At 71.4% G+C, this 17,100-nt stretch carries 17 protein-coding genes, 1 pseudogene and 1 riboswitch; of the genes and pseudogenes, 13 read left to right on the top strand and 5 right to left on the bottom strand.

The window, feature by feature from the left end; translation table 11 throughout:
• Nucleotides 1-130 precede the first annotated feature (130 nt).
• Complete coding sequence (locus ACGFNH_RS17425; RefSeq protein ID WP_393654549.1) at nt 131-1,111, bottom strand: NADP-dependent oxidoreductase; 981 nt, start codon at nt 1,109-1,111, stop codon at nt 131-133.
• 169 nt (nt 1,112-1,280) lie between these two features.
• Between ACGFNH_RS17425 and ACGFNH_RS17420 the strand changes: the two genes are divergently transcribed.
• The 4 genes from ACGFNH_RS17420 to ACGFNH_RS17405 all read left to right on the top strand — a co-directional run bounded on the left by ACGFNH_RS17420 (nt 1,281) and on the right by ACGFNH_RS17405 (nt 4,002).
• Nucleotides 1,281-1,652 carry a winged helix-turn-helix transcriptional regulator gene (locus ACGFNH_RS17420; protein WP_393654547.1) on the top strand — a complete coding sequence of 124 codons (372 nt, stop codon included), beginning with the start codon at nt 1,281-1,283 and terminating at the stop codon, nt 1,650-1,652.
• 21 nt (nt 1,653-1,673) lie between these two features.
• Entirely contained in the window at nt 1,674-2,678 is a 1,005-nt protein-coding gene (locus ACGFNH_RS17415; protein ID WP_393654545.1) for a nucleoside triphosphate pyrophosphohydrolase, read from the top strand.
• Between the two features lie 28 nt (nt 2,679-2,706).
• Complete coding sequence (locus ACGFNH_RS17410) at nt 2,707-3,123, top strand: DUF6479 family protein (RefSeq protein ID WP_393654543.1); 417 nt, start codon at nt 2,707-2,709, stop codon at nt 3,121-3,123.
• A gap of 117 nt (nt 3,124-3,240) precedes the next feature.
• Nucleotides 3,241-4,002: a lysoplasmalogenase gene (locus tag ACGFNH_RS17405; protein ID WP_393654541.1), complete on the top strand. Its 762-nt coding sequence runs from the start codon at nt 3,241-3,243 to the stop codon at nt 4,000-4,002.
• A 194-nt stretch (nt 4,003-4,196) separates the two neighbouring features.
• Here the strand turns inward: ACGFNH_RS17405 and ACGFNH_RS17400 are convergent, their stop codons facing one another.
• Complete coding sequence (locus tag ACGFNH_RS17400) at nt 4,197-4,520, bottom strand: chaplin (RefSeq protein WP_393654539.1); 324 nt, start codon at nt 4,518-4,520, stop codon at nt 4,197-4,199.
• 159 nt (nt 4,521-4,679) lie between these two features.
• On the opposite strand from ACGFNH_RS17400, the gene ACGFNH_RS17395 reads away from it, so the two are divergent.
• The 7 genes from ACGFNH_RS17395 (at nt 4,680) to ACGFNH_RS17365 (ending at nt 11,802) form a co-directional block, all read left to right on the top strand.
• Nucleotides 4,680-5,966 carry a cytochrome P450 gene (locus tag ACGFNH_RS17395; protein ID WP_393654537.1) on the top strand — a complete coding sequence of 429 codons (1,287 nt, stop codon included), beginning with the start codon at nt 4,680-4,682 and terminating at the stop codon, nt 5,964-5,966.
• 182 nt (nt 5,967-6,148) lie between these two features.
• Nucleotides 6,149-7,000 (top strand): transglycosylase family protein, encoded by an 852-nt coding sequence (locus ACGFNH_RS17390; RefSeq protein WP_393654535.1) that lies wholly within the window; start codon nt 6,149-6,151, stop codon nt 6,998-7,000.
• 259 nt (nt 7,001-7,259) lie between these two features.
• Nucleotides 7,260-7,425: riboswitch (cyclic di-AMP (ydaO/yuaA leader) on the top strand.
• 3 nt (nt 7,426-7,428) lie between these two features.
• Nucleotides 7,429-8,124 carry a transglycosylase family protein gene (locus ACGFNH_RS17385; RefSeq protein WP_393654533.1) on the top strand — a complete coding sequence of 232 codons (696 nt, stop codon included), beginning with the start codon at nt 7,429-7,431 and terminating at the stop codon, nt 8,122-8,124.
• Between the two features lie 211 nt (nt 8,125-8,335).
• On the top strand, nt 8,336-9,616 hold the full coding sequence (eno, locus tag ACGFNH_RS17380; RefSeq protein ID WP_393654532.1) for a phosphopyruvate hydratase: 1,281 nt from the start codon (nt 8,336-8,338) through the stop codon (nt 9,614-9,616).
• 127 nt (nt 9,617-9,743) lie between these two features.
• Nucleotides 9,744-10,217: a septum formation initiator family protein gene (locus ACGFNH_RS17375; protein ID WP_393654530.1), complete on the top strand. Its 474-nt coding sequence runs from the start codon at nt 9,744-9,746 to the stop codon at nt 10,215-10,217.
• A 65-nt stretch (nt 10,218-10,282) separates the two neighbouring features.
• A complete protein-coding gene (locus ACGFNH_RS17370; protein ID WP_393654528.1) occupies nt 10,283-10,852 on the top strand; it encodes a DUF501 domain-containing protein in 570 nt (189 codons plus the stop codon).
• Nucleotides 10,849-11,802, top strand: coding sequence for an exopolyphosphatase (locus ACGFNH_RS17365; protein WP_393654526.1), 954 nt, complete (start codon nt 10,849-10,851; stop codon nt 11,800-11,802). Before ACGFNH_RS17370 ends, ACGFNH_RS17365 begins: the two co-directional genes overlap by 4 nt.
• 13 nt (nt 11,803-11,815) lie before the next feature.
• Here ACGFNH_RS17365 and ACGFNH_RS17360 read toward each other — a convergent pair.
• The 3 genes and pseudogenes from ACGFNH_RS17360 to ACGFNH_RS17350 form a co-directional block, all read right to left on the bottom strand.
• Nucleotides 11,816-12,084 (bottom strand): annotated as a pseudogene (locus tag ACGFNH_RS17360) (type II toxin-antitoxin system RelE/ParE family toxin).
• Between the two features lie 216 nt (nt 12,085-12,300).
• Nucleotides 12,301-12,507: a hypothetical protein gene (locus ACGFNH_RS17355; RefSeq protein WP_393654524.1), complete on the bottom strand. Its 207-nt coding sequence runs from the start codon at nt 12,505-12,507 to the stop codon at nt 12,301-12,303.
• A 57-nt stretch (nt 12,508-12,564) separates the two neighbouring features.
• Complete coding sequence (locus ACGFNH_RS17350; protein ID WP_393654522.1) at nt 12,565-13,494, bottom strand: hypothetical protein; 930 nt, start codon at nt 13,492-13,494, stop codon at nt 12,565-12,567.
• A gap of 522 nt (nt 13,495-14,016) precedes the next feature.
• Here ACGFNH_RS17350 and ACGFNH_RS17345 point away from each other — a divergent pair.
• Together ACGFNH_RS17345 and ACGFNH_RS17340 are read left to right on the top strand one after the other, a co-directional pair.
• Nucleotides 14,017-15,411 carry an NAD(P)/FAD-dependent oxidoreductase gene (locus ACGFNH_RS17345; RefSeq protein ID WP_393654520.1) on the top strand — a complete coding sequence of 465 codons (1,395 nt, stop codon included), beginning with the start codon at nt 14,017-14,019 and terminating at the stop codon, nt 15,409-15,411.
• A gap of 249 nt (nt 15,412-15,660) precedes the next feature.
• Entirely contained in the window at nt 15,661-16,971 is a 1,311-nt protein-coding gene (locus ACGFNH_RS17340; protein WP_393654518.1) for a class I SAM-dependent methyltransferase, read from the top strand.
• The last annotated feature ends 129 nt before the right edge of the window (nt 16,972-17,100 follow it).

Here is a 17,100-nt window from a genome sequence, read left to right as displayed (position 1 = left end):
CCCGCCCCGGCCGGCCCCCCCCCCCCCCCCCCCCCCCCCCCCCCCCCCCCCGGGGCGCCCCCCCCCCCCCCCCCCCGGGGGGGGGGGGGGGCCCCCGGGCCCCCCCCCCCCCCGGCCCGGAGGCGTGTGATCAGGAGGTGACGTCGAGCACGAGCTTGCCCCGCGTACGGCCCTCCTCGCCGCGCCGGTGGGCCTCGGCGGCCCGCTCCAGCGGCAGGACGTCCTCGACCTCCACGCTGACCTCACCGGCGTCGATCAGCTCACCGATCCGGGCAAGCGCCGGGCCGTCGGGCTCCACGAGGTAGGCGCTCGCCCGTACGCCGCGCGCCCGTGCCGCCTCCTCCAGCTCGGGCGAGACGCCCGAGGGGACGGCCACGATGAGGCCGCCCGGCCGGAGCGTCTCCAGCGAGCGGGTGCTCGTACGGTCCTGGCCCTCGCCGATCAGGTCGAGGACCACGTCGACGTCGCGCACCTCGTCCTCGAAGCGGACCGCCGTGTAGTCGATCAGTTCGTCGGCGCCGAGCGTGCGCAGCCAGTCGTGCTTGGCCTCGCGGGCCGTGCCGATGACATGGGCGCCCAGGTGCTTGGCGAACTGGACGGCGAAGTGGCCGACGCCGCCCGCCGCCGCGTGGATCAGGACGCGCTGCCCCTTCTCCACCCCTGCGGTGTCGGTGAGCGCCTGCCAGGCCGTGAGCGCCGCCAGCGGCACCGCGGCGGCCTCGGGGTGGCCGAGGGAGGCGGGCTTGCGGGCGAACTGCCGCGAGGGGGCGGTCACATACTCCGCGTACGCCCCGGCCTGGCGCGGGAACCAGGGCATCCCGTAGACCTCGTCGCCCTCCTTCAGCGTGTGCACACCGAAGCCCACGCGCTCCACGACACCGGAGACGTCCCAGCCCAGGATGTACGGGGGCTCGCCCAGCACTCCGGCCATCCCCCCGCCCTCCCGGGTCTTCCAGTCGACCGGGTTCACCCCGGCGGCGTGGACGCGCACCAGCACTTCGGTCGGCAGCGGCTCCGGCCGCGGCACCTCGGTCACGCGCAGGACCTCGGGTCCGCCGAGGGTGTCCTGGACGACCGCGCGCATGGCCGGGGACGTCTGGGCGTTGCTCATCACGCATCTCCTGAAAGGGGTGGTCGACGGCCGTGGGCGAGTGCCCGGCCGTTACGCCGAGGAACGTATCCGCATGGGTGTAGTTACCCGCAAGGGCGTCTACTATCTTTTGGAAAGCGGTCCTGAAGGATTCAGGACGACGGATTCGGAACGGAGGCGCGCAGCCGCCATGACCACCGACTGCACCACGGGCCGGCACGAGGTCCACGACGTCTACGCCGACCAGTGCCCCTGCCGCTTCGTGCTCGAACTGCTCGCCAACAAGTGGGCGGCGCTGGCCATCGGCGCGATGGAGGACGGACCGCAGCGGTTCGGGGCACTCCAGCGGCGGCTGCAGGGCATCAGCCCCAAGGTGCTGACGCGCACCCTGCGCCGCCTGGAGGACCACGGCTTCGTCGACCGCACCATCTACCCGGCCGTCCCCCTGCACGTCGAGTACGGCCTGACCGATCTGGGGCGCAGCGTCGCCGAACCGCTCGGTCATGTGCGGAGCTGGGTCGAGGACCACATCGACGACATCAGGTCGCTCCAGGGGGCCTGACGGGTGGGTTACGTTCGACCCGTGAACGTGAGCCCACCCGTGAACAGCGCCGACGAACCCGCCGAGTCCGCCGGCCGCATCGTCCTCCTCACCACCAGCCACCGGGTCGCCCCGGGCCTGCTCTCCTGGCCCGCATGGCAGGCCCTGCGCGGCGCCGACCGCATCGTGTGCCCGGATCCGGACCATCCGCAGCTCCCGTATCTGCACGAGGCGGGGCTGGACATCGAGCATGTGGTCCCCTCGGCGCGCGATCTGGTCGAGTACTGCCGGGGCGGACGCACCACGGTCGTCATCCCCTCCGGCGAGGGCGATCCGGACCTCACCGACGGCCTGGCCAGGATGGCCGGTTCGGGCCGTGAGCGGATGCCGGACCTCGAACTGCTGCCGGCCTCGTACGACCTGCCCGGCGCCCGTCTGCTGGACCTCGTCCAGGTCATGGACACCATCCGCGCCGCCTGCCCGTGGAGCAGCACACAGACCCATGAAGGCCTGGCCAAGTACGGGATCGAGGAGGCGTACGAGCTCGTCGAGGCCATCGAGGCAGGCGACCGGCACGAGCTGCGGGAGGAGCTGGGCGACGTGCTGCTGCAGGTCGTCTTCCACGCCCGTATCGCCGAGGAGGACCCGGACGAGCCGTTCTCGATCGACGACGTGGCGGGCACGATCGTCGAGAAGCTCATCCACCGGCACCCGCATGTCTTCGGGACCGAGACGGCCGAGACCTCGGAGGACGTCAAGGCGCACTGGATGCGCACCAAGGCCGTCGAGAAGCAGCGCGAGTCCGTCACGGACGGCATTCCGCTGGGCCAGCCCGCGCTCGCGCTCGCCTCCAAGCTCGCCGCCCGGGTACGGACTGCGGGCCTGGCGGTCGATCTGCCCGCGTCCCCGGGCGGGGGAGACGTCGGCGAGCAGCTCCTGGCGCTGGCGGCACGGGCCGAGGCGGAGGGCACGGATCCCGAGTCCGCTCTGCGCGCCGCCGCCCGGGCCTACCGCGACGCCATCCGTACGGCCGAAGGGACCGACTGACTTCCCCCGGCCCGGGTACTCGTGAGCCATGTTCGAGCTGACCATGGAATTCGCCGCGCGTCGGGACTACCTGGTCGGGATCGCTCCTCTGGTCGTCGGGATCTTCGTGGTGATCCTGCTGGTCGGAGCGGTGATCCTCGGTCTGCGGGTGCGTTCCCGCGAGCCGGAGCCGTCCAAGGACCCGCAGCCGCGGGGCGGCGCCTGGGGCACGCACGAGGAGCACGAGTCGGGCTCCTCGCCCGAGAACCACGGGCCGGGCCACCAGGACGTGGCACGCCCGCGGACGGACTTCCAGGAGCGCCGCAGGCCGCACGACGTGCCGCAAAACGGTGTGCGCCACATGCCGTACGAGTTCGACAACACCCCCTCGGAGTCGGCCGCCGACGAAGGCGAGCCGGAGGGGCGCAAGTGGGACCGCGGCGGCAGTGGGCACGGCACGGGCTGACGCCACCGCGAACCCCCCGCCGCCGGGTGCGGTGCTCCGCCGGGGGCCGCGGGCGAGCGGGAGGTCACAGGGCCGGGGCGTTGACGGGGCGTCACCGGCCTCGGAAGACTGCCGGGCATGGTGATCACCGGACAGCGCAGCGGATACCGCAGGAAGCGCGTGCTCGAGGCGGCGGGCGCGGCCGTGTCGCGGTTGGCACGACCGGACGGGCACGGGCGCGGCGCGCTCGCCGCGTTCGGGGCCCTGGCCGCCGCCGACGTGGCCGCCGTGGCCGGCAACCCGCGCGGACTGCGCCGGGCCGCGAAGCCGTTGCTGATGCCCGTGCTCGCGGGGCACGTACTGCGCAGCCGCAACGACGCGTCCGAGCCCGTTCCCAAAGCGCTGGTCGCCGGGCTCGCCTTCGCCGCCGCGGGCGACACCGCGCTGCTCTTCGACAAGCACGAGTCCGCGTTTCTCCTCGGCATGGCGGCCTTCCTGGGCACACAGGTCAGCTACACCGCCGGCTACACCCGGCTCGGCGCGCTCCGCGGCATCGTCAGGAAGCCCTGGCCGGCTCTCGCCTGCCTGGGCGGCTGGGCCGCGATCAACGCGCTGCTGGCCCCGTCCCTGGAGGAGCGGCTCCGCCTTCCCGTCGCCGGGTACAGCCTCGCGCTGACGGTGATGGGCGCCGCCGCCCTCGGCGTCGGCGGCAAGGTCGCCGCGGGTGCCGGTTCCTTTCTCGCATCGGACCTGCTGATCGGCCTTCAGGCCGCGGGTTACGAGCTGCCCTCACGGCAGACCCACGAGGTCCTCGTCATGGCCGGTTACCTCCTCGGCCAGTACCTCATCACCTCGGGCTGGCTGGAGCACGCCGAAGCCCGGCGTGCCGTCACGGCGTAGCCGCCCGGACGACGCAGCCCCGCGAAACAGGCCGGTGGCCTTCCGCACGTGCGGAAGGCCACCGGCCTGTGGTCCGTCCGGAAAGGCCGGTGGCCTCCCGCGTCGTCGCGGGAGGCCACCGGTTTCCGGCGCAGGGGTGATGGGGCGGGGAGGGAGGGCCAAGCCTGAGCTCACCACCTGCGCGGAGACTTCGCTCAGTGGTGCTTCTTCTTGGAGTGCTTCTTGTGGTCGTGCTTCTTGTGGTCGTGCTTCTTCTTCTCGACCTTGTGCTCTTCGCCCGAGGCGTTGATGCAGGTGTTGCCGAACGCGGCGTTGAGCAGGCCACCGCCGTCGACGCTGTTCCCGCACAGGTTGACCGGGATGTGGATCGGGGCCTGGAGCACGTTGCCGGAGATGGCGCCCGGGGAGCGGACAGCCGCACCCGTGGCCTCGGAGTCGGCAGCGGCGGTGCCGGCGGCACCGGCGACCACGGCGCCCGCGGCGGCTGTGACGGCAAGCGTCCTGATCATCCGTGACATGTTCTTTCTCTCCTCTGCAGAAAGGAACCAATCCGCCTCCTTGGCGGCGTTGGCATCCGCGACAACGCGACCGGACACGGCAAGTCACGGGCCGTTAGGCCGAATGGGATCGCAGGACGCCGCGGACCGCCCGGCCGAGCGCCGGGATACGGTCGAGGCGTGCACGAGGAGAACCCCGCCCCGACCACCCCGCCCGCGCTCTTCACCTGGGAGTTCGCCGCCGACCCGTATCCGGCCTACGCGTGGCTGCGCGAGCACTCCCCGGTGCACTGGACCCGGCTGCCCAGCGGGGTCGACGCATGGCTCGTCACCCGGTACGCGGATGCCAAGCAGGCCCTGGCCGATCCGCGGCTGTCGAAGAACCCCGCACGCCATCACGAGCGTTCGTCCGCCGAGTCGCCCGCGGGCCGGTCGGCGCACGCCAAGGGGAAGGTCGGCATTCCCGGTGAGCGCAGCGCCGAGTTGATGACCCATCTGCTCAACATCGACCCGCCCGACCACACCCGCCTGCGCCGGCTCGTCTCGAAGGCGTTCACCCCGCGCCGCGTCGCCGAATTCGCGCCGCGCGTCAGTGAGTTGACGGACCGTCTCATCGACGCGTTCGCGGAACGGGGCGAGGTCGACCTCATCCATGAATTCGCCTTCCCGCTGCCCATCTACGCGATCTGCGACATGCTCGGCGTACCGGCGGAGGACCAGGACGACTTCCGCGACTGGGCCGGGATGATGATCCGGCACGGCGGCGGACCGCGCGGCGGCGTCGCCCGTTCGGTGAAGAAGATGCGCCGCTATCTCGCCGAGTTGATCCATCGCAAGCGCGCCGACCTCGGCGACGACCTCATCTCGGGCCTGATCCGCGCGAGCGATCACGGCGAGCACCTCACCGAGAGCGAGGCCGCGGCGATGGCGTTCATCCTGCTCTTCGCCGGGTTCGAGACGACGGTCAACCTGATCGGCAACGGCACGTACGCGCTGCTGCGCAACCCCGGCCAGCGGGAGCGGCTCCACCGGGCCCTCGCGGAGGGCGACGAGACGCTGCTGGCGAGCGGGGTCGAGGAACTGCTGCGCTACGACGGGCCGGTGGAGCTCGCCACCTGGCGGTTCGCCGTCGAGCCGGTCACCATCGGCGGGCAGTCCATCGCCACCGGCGATCCCGTCCTCGTGGTTCTCGCCGCCGCCGACCGCGATCCGGCGCGCTTCGCCGATCCCGGCACGCTCGACCTCGCCCGCGGCGACAACCAGCACCTCGGGTACGGCCACGGAATTCACTACTGTTTGGGCGCTCCGCTCGCCCGGCTGGAGGCACAGACCGCTCTCGCCACACTTTTCCGGCGCCTTCCCGACGTACGACTCGCGGCGGAACCTGACGATTTGCGCTGGCGCGGAGGGCTCATCATGCGTGGATTGCGCACGCTTCCGGTCGAGTTCACCCCCTCTAAAATTTGAGCGGGTTTCAACTATGTGATCTTCGCGTGATCTCCACTACATCGTCTTGTGACAGCACGCCGACCTCGCTACCTTCTGCGGCAGCTTCGCACCACCGCTCGCTCGAAAGGCACCACATGCGTTCCGGGACCGGTCGGCACCGCCGCCCTCGTCAAGCACCGGCCATCTTCGTCACGGCTGGCGTGACAGGTTCGGCGATCGCGCTGCCGCTGCTCGCGGCCGGTGGCGCTCAGGCCGCGGACACCGACACCTGGGACCGGGTCGCGCAGTGCGAGAGCGGCGGTCTGTGGAGCGCGGACACGGGCAACGGCTACTACGGCGGAGTGCAGCTGACCCAGAACACCTGGGAGGAGTACGGCGGTCGCGACTACGCGCCCCGGGCCGATCTCGCCAGCCGCTCCCAGCAGATATCCGTCGCCGAGAAGATTCTCGACGCCAAGGGGCCCCAGGCGTGGCCGAACTGCGCGCTGGACGCCGGCCTCACCGATGACGGCGAGGCCCCCGACGTGGATCCCGGCGTCGACCTGTCGCGGCCCATCGAAACCCTGCTCCCCGGTGAATCCGCCGTTCCCGACCGGGACTCCGGCGAGCCCAGCCCCTCGGAATCGTCCCCGTACGACGACGACACCGAGGACCGCGGCGAATCCGGCGCTCCCTCGGAGGACTACGGCGACCAGGAGCCGGGCGGCTCGGAATCGGCCGCTCCGTCCGGCGGATCCGGCGCCGGCAAGCACCGCGGCGCGCCCGCGGACGAGGGGTCCGGGAGCGGTGCGGGCGACTCGGACCGCACGGCGGACGAGGGCAAGGACCACGAGAACGGCCGTCACGCCTCCCGCGGCAGCGGCTCCGACCGTGCGGAGCAGGAAGGCGACTACACCGTCCGACCGGGTGACAGTCTGTCGGGAATTGCCGAAAAGCACTCGCTCGCGGGCGGTTGGCCCGCGCTGTACGAGGCCAACGAGTCCGTGGTCGGCGGCGACCCGAACCTCATTCTCCCTGGTCAGACGCTCGACCTCGAATCGTCCGCGCGCTAGTTCGCGGGTGCGGGCAGCGCTGGGGAGCGACTGAGAGAAGCATCTCATCGGCCCAACGGGCGTGCTGCGCCCGCCTGGTGTGCCCGCACCTGTCCCCACCTGCGTAGATAAGGACAACAGAAGGAAAAGTAGGGGCTCCTGGTGCCGGATGTCGGTTTTTGAACCGGTGGGACTTGTGTGCTTACCGTCGAAGCCGCTCGCCGCACGGTGGGCGCCGCCGACCATCACGCCTAATCCTGCCGGTGGCCGGAGGACAGTCGACGCGCAAGCGCCGTAGGCAGGAGCGGGGGACCCAAGGTAAGTGCCGGAAGGGCCGCGACAGCGGACCGGACGGCTAGGGGTGAAGACCGGTGCGAGAGCACCGGGCCGGGCCGCTCACAGCCCGAACCCGACAGCTCACCTCGCAGGCGTCGGTGAGGGGATGTTCCATGCTGCTTTCCGGCAACAAGGGCTCGCGCGGCGCGCATCGCCGCCCATCCACCATGGCTCGTATCGCAGTACTCGCCGGTGTCGCCGGCTCCGCGGTCGCCGTACCGCTCATGGGCGCCACTTCGGCGAGCGCCGCCTCCGTCGGAACCTGGGAGAAGGTCGCCCAGTGCGAGTCCGGCGGCGACTGGCACATCAATACCGGCAACGGCTACTACGGCGGGCTGCAGTTCTCGCAGTCGAGCTGGTCCGCCGCGGGCGGCACCCAGTACGCGTCCCGTGCCGACCTGGCCACCAAGGAGCAGCAGATCGCCACCGCGGAGAAGCTGCTCGACAAGCAGGGGCCGGGTGCCTGGTCCTGCGCCGGCGCGGGCGGCCTGACCGCCGGCGGCCCGGACGCGGACGTGGACACCGCCCGTACCTCCGCCGGCGGCGCCGAGGCGCGCGCCGACCGCAGCGACCGCGCCGCCCGCAGCGACCGCCGGGGCGAGGCCGGGCCGTCCGCGCCGAAGGACGCGTCCGGAGCGCCGGTCAAGAAGGGTGACGGCGAGTACGAGGTCAAGCCCGGTGACACCCTCGGCACGATCGCCGACGCCAAGGGCGTCGAGGGTGGCTGGAAGAAGCTCTACGAGCTCAACAAGGAGATCGTCGACCGCGCCGACCTGATCTTCCCCGGCCAGCGTCTCCACCTGAGCTGACCCGGCCCCCGGCCGGCCAGTGGGCCGACCGGTCCCGGCCGGCCGGCGGATTCAAGGCCCTCAAAGGTCACCTTTACGGGCCTTTGGGGGCCTTTTCGTCTCGGCGGGCGGGCAGAGGACGGCCGAGGATCCGAGGACGGTTAGGCTCATGCCGCAGAGAGGGACTCACCGAGTCCTGCGTCCCAGCGTCAGATCCCAGAAGGAGATGCTCGTGCCGTCGATCGACGTCGTCGTAGCCCGCGAGATCCTCGACTCGCGAGGCAACCCCACGGTCGAGGTCGAGGTCGGCCTCGACGACGGCAGCACGGGTCGTGCCGCCGTCCCCTCCGGTGCCTCCACCGGAGCGTTCGAGGCCCTCGAGCTCCGTGACGGGGACAAGAGCCGCTACGGCGGCAAGGGCGTGGAGAAGGCCGTCCTCGCCGTCATCGAGCAGATCGGCCCGGAGCTGGTCGGCTACGACGCGACCGAGCAGCGGCTGATCGACCAGGCGATGTTCGACCTGGACGCCACCCCTGACAAGTCCTCGCTCGGCGCCAACGCGATCCTCGGCGTCTCCCTCGCCGTCGCGCACGCCGCCGCCGAGGCCTCCGACCTTCCGCTCTTCCGCTACCTCGGCGGACCGAACGCGCACCTGCTGCCGGTCCCGATGATGAACATCCTCAACGGCGGCTCGCACGCCGACTCCAACGTGGACATCCAGGAGTTCATGATCGCGCCCATCGGCGCCGAGTCCTTCTCCGATGCCCTGCGCTGGGGCACCGAGGTCTACCACACCCTGAAGTCCGTGCTGAAGGAGCGGGGCCTGTCCACCGGCCTCGGCGACGAGGGCGGTTTCGCCCCCAACCTGGACTCCAACCGCGAGGCCCTGGACCTGATCGTCGAGGCCATCAAGAAGGCCGGCTACCAGCCGGGCCAGGACATCGCGCTCGCCCTGGACGTCGCCGCCACCGAGTTCTACAAGGACGGCGTCTACGCGTTCGAGGGCAAGACCCGTACCGCCGCCGAGATGACCTCCTACTACGCCGAGCTGGTCGATGCGTACCCGCTGGTCTCCATCGAGGACCCGCTGAACGAGGAGGACTGGGAGGGCTGGAAGACCATCACCGAGCAGCTCGGTGACAAGGTCCAGCTCGTCGGCGACGACCTGTTCGTCACCAACCCGGAGCGCCTGGCCCGCGGCATCGAGAACAACACCGCCAACGCGCTGCTGGTCAAGGTCAACCAGATCGGTTCGCTGACCGAGACCCTCGACGCCGTCGAGCTCGCCCAGCGCAACGGCTTCAAGTGCATGATGTCCCACCGCTCCGGCGAGACCGAGGACGTCACCATCGCCGACCTGGCCGTCGCCACCAACTGCGGCCAGATCAAGACCGGCGCCCCGGCCCGTTCCGAGCGCGTCGCCAAGTACAACCAGCTCCTGCGCATCGAGGAGATCCTCGACGACGCCGCGGTGTACGCCGGCCGCAGCGCCTTCCCGCGCTTCAAGGGCTGACCACCCACGAGCGCCGGGCCCACGGGCGGCACGAGCCCTCGGGCCCATCGCTCCGGCCTTCGTCCGTCCCCGGCCGCGGTCCCGTACCGTGGCCGGGGACGGACGTATCCGACAGCAGGGAGGCGACGTGGGCGCGGACCGGGAGCGGTTCTCCACCGCGACCAGACTCAAGGCGCTCGGCGAGCAGGCCGCCGCCCGGGTCTACCGGGCCCAGGCCCGCAAGGCGCCCCGGCGCAGCCGGCTCACCGGCCGGGCCGCACTGCTCGCGCTGGTCGTCTGCTCACTCGTCGTCGCCCTGGCGTACCCGATGCGGCAGTGGGTCTCCCAGCGTTCGGAGATCGCCGAGCAGCAGCGCGATGCCGAGCAGGCGCGCCGTGCCGTGGAGACGCTGCGCGACGAGAAGGCGCGCTGGCAGGACCCGGCGTTCGTCGAGCGGCAGGCCCGTGAGCATCTGCACTTCCTCAGGCCGGGCGAGACCGGCTACACCGTGGTCGGCGGCGGTTCGTACGACGGCAGCCGGCCGCAGGGCCGGGGCATGGCCGACCGGGCCTGGTACAGCAACCTCTGGGAGGGTGTCGACCGCGTCGACGCCCGCGGCTGACCGCCCTGTCAAGTCCCCCCGTCCGTACCCGACTTCCCCATTCGACCGAAGAGATCTGCGCAGGCATGGACACGCCCCCTCCCCAGACCGATCCCACCCCGCCCACCGACGCCGACATCGAGGCGATCGGCGAGCAACTGGGCCGTGTGCCGCGCGGGTTGCGCGCCATCGCGCACCGCTGCCCGTGCGGGCTGCCCGACGTGGTGGAGACCGCGCCGCGCCTGGAGGACGGCACCCCCTTCCCGACGCTCTACTACCTGACCTGCCCGCGCGCCGCCTCCGCCATCGGCACCCTGGAGGCGGAGGGCGTCATGAAGGACATGAGCGCCCGCCTCGCGGAGGACCCGGAGCTGGCCGCCGCGTACCGCGCCGCGCACGAGGACTACATCCGGCGCCGCGACGCCATCGGGGTGCTGGAGGGCTTCCCCAGCGCGGGCGGCATGCCGGACCGGGTGAAGTGCCTGCACGTCCTGGTCGGCCACTCCCTGGCCGCGGGCCCGGGCGTCAATCCGCTCGGGGACGAGGCCCTCGCGATGCTGCCGGAGTGGTGGCGCAAGGGGCGTTGCGTCTCCTGCCCGTCGGACGCGCGGGAGCACAACGCGTCGGCGCAGGAGCAGAAGGAGGACGGCGTATGACACGGGTCGCCGCGATCGACTGCGGTACGAACTCCATCCGCCTGCTGGTCGCCGATGTCGCCCCGGAAACCGGTGAGTTGAAGGAGCTGGACCGGCGGATGACGATCGTCCGCCTCGGCCAGGGCGTGGACCGCACGGGGCGGCTCGCTCCCGAGGCCCTCGAGCGCACCTTCGCCGCCTGCCGCGAGTACGCGGAGGTGATCGGCGAACTCGGCGCCCACCGCACGCGGTTCGTCGCAACGTCCGCCTCGCGCGACGCCGAGAACCGCGAGGAGTTCGTGCGCGGCGTGGTGGACATCCTGGGCGTGGAGCCCGAGGTGATCAGCGGGGACCAGGAGGCACAGTTCTCCTTCACCGGCGCGACCAAGGAGCTGACGGGCCGGGACCATGTCGAGAAGCCGTATTTGGTCGTCGACATCGGCGGCGGCTCGACGGAGTTCGTCGTCGGCGACGTCTCCGTACGGGCGGCACGCTCCGTCGACATCGGCTGTGTCCGCATGACGGAGCGTCACCTCGTACGGGACGGGCAGGTGACCGACCCTCCTGAGTCCGGCCGGATCGACGCCGTCAGGGCGGACATCGAGGCGGCCCTGGACCTCGCCGAGGAGACCGTGCCGCTGTCCGAGGCCCGCACGCTCGTGGGGCTGGCCGGATCCGTCACCACGGTCGCGGGCATCGCCCTCGGGCTGCCGGCCTACGACTCGGAGGCGATCCACCACGCGCGGGTCTCCGTGGACCGGGTCCGGGAGATCACCGGGAACCTCCTGTCCTCGACGCACGAGGAGCGGGCCGCGATCCCCGTCATGCACCCAGGACGGGTGGACGTGATCGCCGCCGGGGCCCTCGTACTGCTCTCGATCATGGAACGGACCGGAGCGCGGGAGGTCGTCGTCAGCGAGCACGACATCCTGGACGGCATCGCGTTCCACACGGCACTCGACGCGCGGTAGGAGGCGGGGGCCGTTACAGGTGGCGGGAGACGTTCCGCCGGTCGCCCACCTTGACGACGAGGATGACGAGTTCACCGTCGTTGATCTGATACGCGACCCGGTAGTTGCCGACTCGGAGCCGGTAGAGCCCCGAGGGGCCGGTGAGCTTCTTGACGTCGGCGTCCTCGCGTACGGATCGTCGCCCAGCGCTGTCAGTGCGGTCAGGATGCGCATGGCTTCGAGTCGGCTGATGGCCCGGACCTGCCGCTGTGCTGCCGTGGTGAACCGGAACGCGTACTTCACGCAGCGCCTTCACTGTGCTCGCTGAACAGATCCGCCAGCAGCTCGGCCATGGAAGTGGTGGGTTCGCCGTCGGCCAGAACTGCTTCCGCCTCGCGGGCCAGCATCACGTCGGCTCGTAAAAGTCGGGTTCGTGAGCCGTCCTCCACGGCATCGCATGGAGCCTGGCCTGAGGCACGATCGCGGGGCGGAGCGGGGGCGACGGTCGCGTGTCCGGCGCTATGCGCCCTCTCCGTCGTCATCGGTGGCGCCGAGCCGATGGGCCAGGACATACGCGACGCGCACGTCCCGGTAGATCTCCGCGGTTCTCACGGGCGCGGGGAGGTTGCTGCGGCGGGCGCGGGAGATCCCCGGCCGGCCGGAGGAGCCGGAGAAGCGGACGTCCGTGCGCGGCGCGGCGCGGAAGCGCAGCCGGGCCGCGGCCACGACGGCGTCGATCTCGATCTCCGGCGGACCGGTGGCGGGGGCGGCGGACTCCGCGTTTCAGGGCGGCCGGTCGTCGGATCTGCGCTCCCCCTCCCGTCGGCGCACCGGCCGGCGGGTCTTCTTGCCGTCGCGCTCGGTGTTGCGGCGGGCACTCTTGCGCCTGACTCCTTCGCGGGCCTCGCCGGCCGCGCCCTCCGCCGTCCTGCCCGCGCTCTTCCCGACGCCTTCGGCGGTCCTCCCGGCACTCTCGCCGACCTCCTCGGCAGTCTCCCCGACGTCCTCGACCGTCTCCCCGACATCCTCGACCGCCTTCCCGGCGCTTCCGCCGACGTCTTCAACGGTCTTTCCGGCGCTTCCGCCGACGTCTTCAACGGTCTTTCCGGCGCTTCCGCCGACGTCCTCGACGGTCTTTCCGGCGCTTTCCCCGACGTCCTCGACGGTCTTCCCGGTGCTCTTGCCGAGGCTCTCGACCGCCTCTCCGGCGTGGTCGCCGACGTCCTCGAGGGCCTTCCCCGCCCCGCTTCCCAGCTCGCCCACGGCCCGGCCCGCGCCGCTTCCCACTTCCTCCAGCCCGGCTCCGAGGCTGGAGGCGAGCTGCTCCAGGATCTGCGGATTGCGGTCGATCGTCGTCAGTACCCGGCCGACGATCGCCGCGACGTTCTGAAGCCGGACCTTGAGCAGGGCCTGGGCCTCGACGCCCTTGATGTCCAGATGCAGGCCGCCCAGCGACACATCCGCTCCCACGCTGAGCTTGAGCAGGTCGAGCACATCTGCCTGGAGCGACACCCGTGCGCGGAGATCCTCGACGTCCAGCGTGATCTCGTCGACCTTGACCACCGGGACGTCGAGGAGGACGTCCGGATCGGCGGACGGCCCGGAGATCTGCCCGTCGGTGTCCTCGCCGTCGTCCTCGTCGTCCTCGTCGAAGAGCTCGTCGGGGGCGAACTCGTCCTCTTCCTCGGTGTTCCTGGCGTCGTTGTCGCCCATGCGGACCGCCTCTGAACGTGCTCATGGATCCTGATAGTTCAGTGCTTTTCACGATAGGGCGATACATCCGACCATGCTCAGCGGCCGACTGCGGCAGCGGCAGGGCCCGTGGTGGAGCGGGGAGAAGGGCTTGTATCGGGGGCGTTCGGGCCCGGAAAGCGGCCCGTGGCGCCCAGGGGCGGACCCTCCCCGAAGAAAGTTCGTGAAACTCTTCACATGAAAAAGTGCCTCGTGGGACCCGGGCGGGCGGCGTAAGCGCCGGATAAGCGGCCCACCCGAGCGTGATCCCGCTCAGGCATGCTGTTTCCGTGGCGTTGCGGCCCGGTGTCCGGGGCCCGGCCGGAGTCGCACGACTGTGCACAAGGCCAGTTCAGGGGCGCCCTCAACGGCCTTGCCCGGCAAGGAGTTCCCTGTCGGCGTCATGGTCTCGGTCACCGCGGCGGGGCAGTGTAGCAGAAGGTGCAAGGGTGCTTGTGAAGGGGCTCACGAGCACCCCCCATTGGGGTGCTGGATACTCGAAACATGAGCACCACGGAGCGCCCCAGGATCCTCGTTGTAGGCGGTGGGTACGTAGGCCTGTACGCAGCGCGCCGCATCATGAAGAAGATGCGGTACGGCGAGGCGACCGTCACGGTCGTCGACCCGCGGTCGTACATGACGTACCAGCCCTTCCTCCCTGAAGCTGCCGCCGGCAGCATCTCCCCTCGTCACGTCGTCGTCCCGCTGCGGCGTGTGCTCCCCAAGGCGGAGGTCCTCACCGGCCGCGTCACCACGATCGATCAGGACCGCAAGGTCGCGACGATCGCTCCGATCGTCGGTGAGGCCTACGAGCTGCCGTTCGACTACCTGATCGTCGCGCTCGGCGCCGTCTCCCGCACCTTCCCGATCCCCGGCCTCGCCGAGCAGGGCATCGGTATGAAGGGTGTGGAGGAGGCCATCGGCCTGCGCAACCACGTCCTCGAGCAGCTCGACAAGGCCGACTCGACGACCGATGAGAACGTCCGCCGCAAGGCCCTGACGTTCGTCTTCGTGGGCGGCGGCTTCGCCGGTGCGGAGACCATCGGCGAGGTCGAGGACATGGCGCGGGACGCGGCGAAGTACTACACGAACGTGAAGCGCGAGGACATGCGCTTCGTTCTTGTCGACGCCGCCGACAAGATCCTCCCCGAGGTCGGGCCCGAGCTCGGCCGCTGGGGCCTGGAGCACCTCCAGAAGCGCGGTGTCGAGGTCTACCTCAACACCTCCATGAACTCCTGCATCGACGGCCACGTGGTGCTGGCCAACGGGCTCGAGGTCGACTCCAACACCATCGTGTGGACCGCGGGCGTCAAGCCCAACCCGGCGCTCTCCCGCTTCGGTCTGCCGCTGGGGCCGCGCGGTCACGTGGACACCGCGCCCACCCTGCAGGTCAAGGGCACGGACTACATCTGGGCCGCGGGCGACAACGCCCAGGTGCCCGACCTCGCCGCCGGCGAGGGCAAGTGGTGCCCCCCGAACGCCCAGCACGCGCTGCGCCAGGCCAGGATCCTCGGCGACAACGTGATCTCCGGCATGCGGGGCTTCCCGCAGCAGGACTACAAGCACGCCAACAAGGGCGCGGTCGCCGGGCTCGGCCTCCACAAGGGCGTCGCGATGATCGTCATCGGCAAGGTGAAGATCAAGCTCCGCGGCCGCCTCGCCTGGTACATGCACCGTGGCTACCACGGCCTGGCCGTGCCGACCTGGAACCGGAAGATCCGGGTCTTCGCCGACTGGGCGCTGGCCATGTTCCTCAAGCGCGAGGTCGTCTCGCTCGGCGCGATGGAGAACCCCCGCGAGGAGTTCTACGAGGCCGCCCGCCCCGTCGCCGCGAGCACGGTGCCGCCCGCAGGATCCGAGCAGGCCAAGGCCGGTTCGGAGAAGGCCAAGGCCGGCTGATCCGAGACGGCGGCCGGCACCGGCCGCCGTCCGCACTGCACGCCTGACAGGGCGCCCGCCATCCGTGGTGCGGGCGCCCTTTCGGGTGTTTTCGGCGTTCCGGCGCGGCGCCCGGTACCCGACGGCATATGGATATCGGCGGGTTTTTTACCGTTCGCTTACGTGACAACAGGACTGCGAAGGGTGTCTGTTCGGTTGACGTAGGCGAAGGTGAAGTCCCCTCGGTCCCGCCGCATGGAGGTGTACGACATGGCCGATGCCGCGCCGCGGCTCACCGCTCTTGCCGAGGAACTCCTGGGCGCCCCGCTCCCCGTCCGCATCCGCACCTGGGACGGCACAGAGGCGGGCCCGCCCGGTGCCCCCACACTTGTCGTACGCCATCGCCGCGCCCTGCGCCGCCTCCTGTGGCAGCCGGGCGAACTCGGGCTCGTCAGGGCTTGGGTCGCCGGTGAGATCGCGATCGACGGGGACCTGTACGAGACGCTGGACCGGCTCGCCGGACTGTTCTGGGAGCGAAGTCCGGCCGGTGGCAAGGCCCGTGGAGCCCTCGCCGCAGCCGCCGCCCTCCGCGACCCCGCCCTGCGCGCCGCGGCAGCCGATCTGATCTCCCTCGCCGGGCCGGGCCTCCCGCCCGTCCCGCCGCGCGAGGAAATGCGCCGCCGCCGCGGCATGCTGCACAGCCAGCGCCGCGACAAGGCCGCCATCAGCCACCACTACGACGTCGGCAACGACTTCTACGAGCGCGTGCTCGGCCCGTCCATGGTCTACTCCTGCGCCTACTGGGAGGAGGGCTCGACCCTTGAGGAGGCCCAGAGCGCCAAGCTCGACCTGGTCTGCCGCAAGCTCGGCCTCGGGCAGGACGACCGTCTGCTCGACGTCGGCTGCGGCTGGGGCTCGATGGTGCTGCACGCCGCGCGCGAGTACGGCGTGCGGGCCACCGGCATCACTCTCTCCGCGGAGCAGGCCACGTACGCCCGCAAGCGCATCGCCGAAGAGGGCCTGACCGACCGGGTCGAGATCCGCGTCCAGGACTACCGCACCGTGAACGACGGCCCCTACGACGCGATCTCCTCGATCGGCATGGCCGAGCACGTCGGCTCCGCCCGGTACCTGGAGTACGCGATGAGCCTGCACGCCCTGCTGAAGCCCGGCGGGCGGCTGCTCAACCACCAGATCGGGCGGCGCCCGATGGCGAACGAGGAGAGCTACCACGTCGACGCGTTCATCGACCGGTACGTCTTCCCGGACGGGGAGCTGGCCCCGGTCGGCCGGACCGTCTCGCTGCTGGAGGAGGCCGGCTTCGAGGTGCGCGACGTGGAATCCCTGCGCGAGCACTACGCGCTGACGCTGCGGGGGTGGGTGGAGAACCTCGAGACGCACTGGACCGACGCCGTGCGCCTCACCTCGCCGGGCCGGGCCCGCGTCTGGAAGCTCTACATGGCCGCCTCCGCGCTCTCCTTCGAGCGCAACCGGATCGGCGTCAACCAGGTCCTCGCGGTCCGTACGCCCGAGTCCGGCACGTCCGGCATGCGGCTCAGAACGCGGGACTGGCGCGCCTGACCCCGCCTGAGAACGGCGCCGGGGGGGGGGGGGGGGCCCCCGCGGGCGCGCCGCGGGGGCGGGGGGGGGGGGGGGGGGCTGGGGGGGGGGGGGGGGGGGGGGGGGGGGGGCGCCCGGCGCGCCCCGCGG

Origin of the sequence: Streptomyces sp. NPDC048639, assembly GCF_043199075.1 — a bacterium.
Classification (GTDB): domain Bacteria; phylum Actinomycetota; class Actinomycetes; order Streptomycetales; family Streptomycetaceae; genus Streptomyces.
This window is presented reverse-complemented; position numbering and strand designations above follow the sequence as displayed.

Excerpts from the sequence above, each read along its gene's own strand:
- ACGFNH_RS17425 (WP_393654549.1), bottom strand. The coding sequence starts at position 1,111 with ATGAGCAACGCCCAGACGTCCCCGGCCATGCGCGCGGTCGTCCAGGAC.
- ACGFNH_RS17420 (WP_393654547.1), top strand. The coding sequence starts at position 1,281 with ATGACCACCGACTGCACCACGGGCCGGCACGAGGTCCACGACGTCTAC.
- ACGFNH_RS17410 (WP_393654543.1), top strand. The coding sequence starts at position 2,707 with ATGTTCGAGCTGACCATGGAATTCGCCGCGCGTCGGGACTACCTGGTC.
- ACGFNH_RS17405 (WP_393654541.1), top strand. The coding sequence starts at position 3,241 with ATGGTGATCACCGGACAGCGCAGCGGATACCGCAGGAAGCGCGTGCTC.
- ACGFNH_RS17400 (WP_393654539.1), bottom strand. The coding sequence starts at position 4,520 with ATGTCACGGATGATCAGGACGCTTGCCGTCACAGCCGCCGCGGGCGCC.
- ACGFNH_RS17385 (WP_393654533.1), top strand. The coding sequence starts at position 7,429 with ATGCTGCTTTCCGGCAACAAGGGCTCGCGCGGCGCGCATCGCCGCCCA.
- ACGFNH_RS17370 (WP_393654528.1), top strand. The coding sequence starts at position 10,283 with ATGGACACGCCCCCTCCCCAGACCGATCCCACCCCGCCCACCGACGCC.
- ACGFNH_RS17365 (WP_393654526.1), top strand. The coding sequence starts at position 10,849 with ATGACACGGGTCGCCGCGATCGACTGCGGTACGAACTCCATCCGCCTG.
- ACGFNH_RS17350 (WP_393654522.1), bottom strand. The coding sequence starts at position 13,494 with ATGGGCGACAACGACGCCAGGAACACCGAGGAAGAGGACGAGTTCGCC.
- ACGFNH_RS17345 (WP_393654520.1), top strand. The coding sequence starts at position 14,017 with ATGAGCACCACGGAGCGCCCCAGGATCCTCGTTGTAGGCGGTGGGTAC.
- ACGFNH_RS17340 (WP_393654518.1), top strand. The coding sequence starts at position 15,661 with ATGGCCGATGCCGCGCCGCGGCTCACCGCTCTTGCCGAGGAACTCCTG.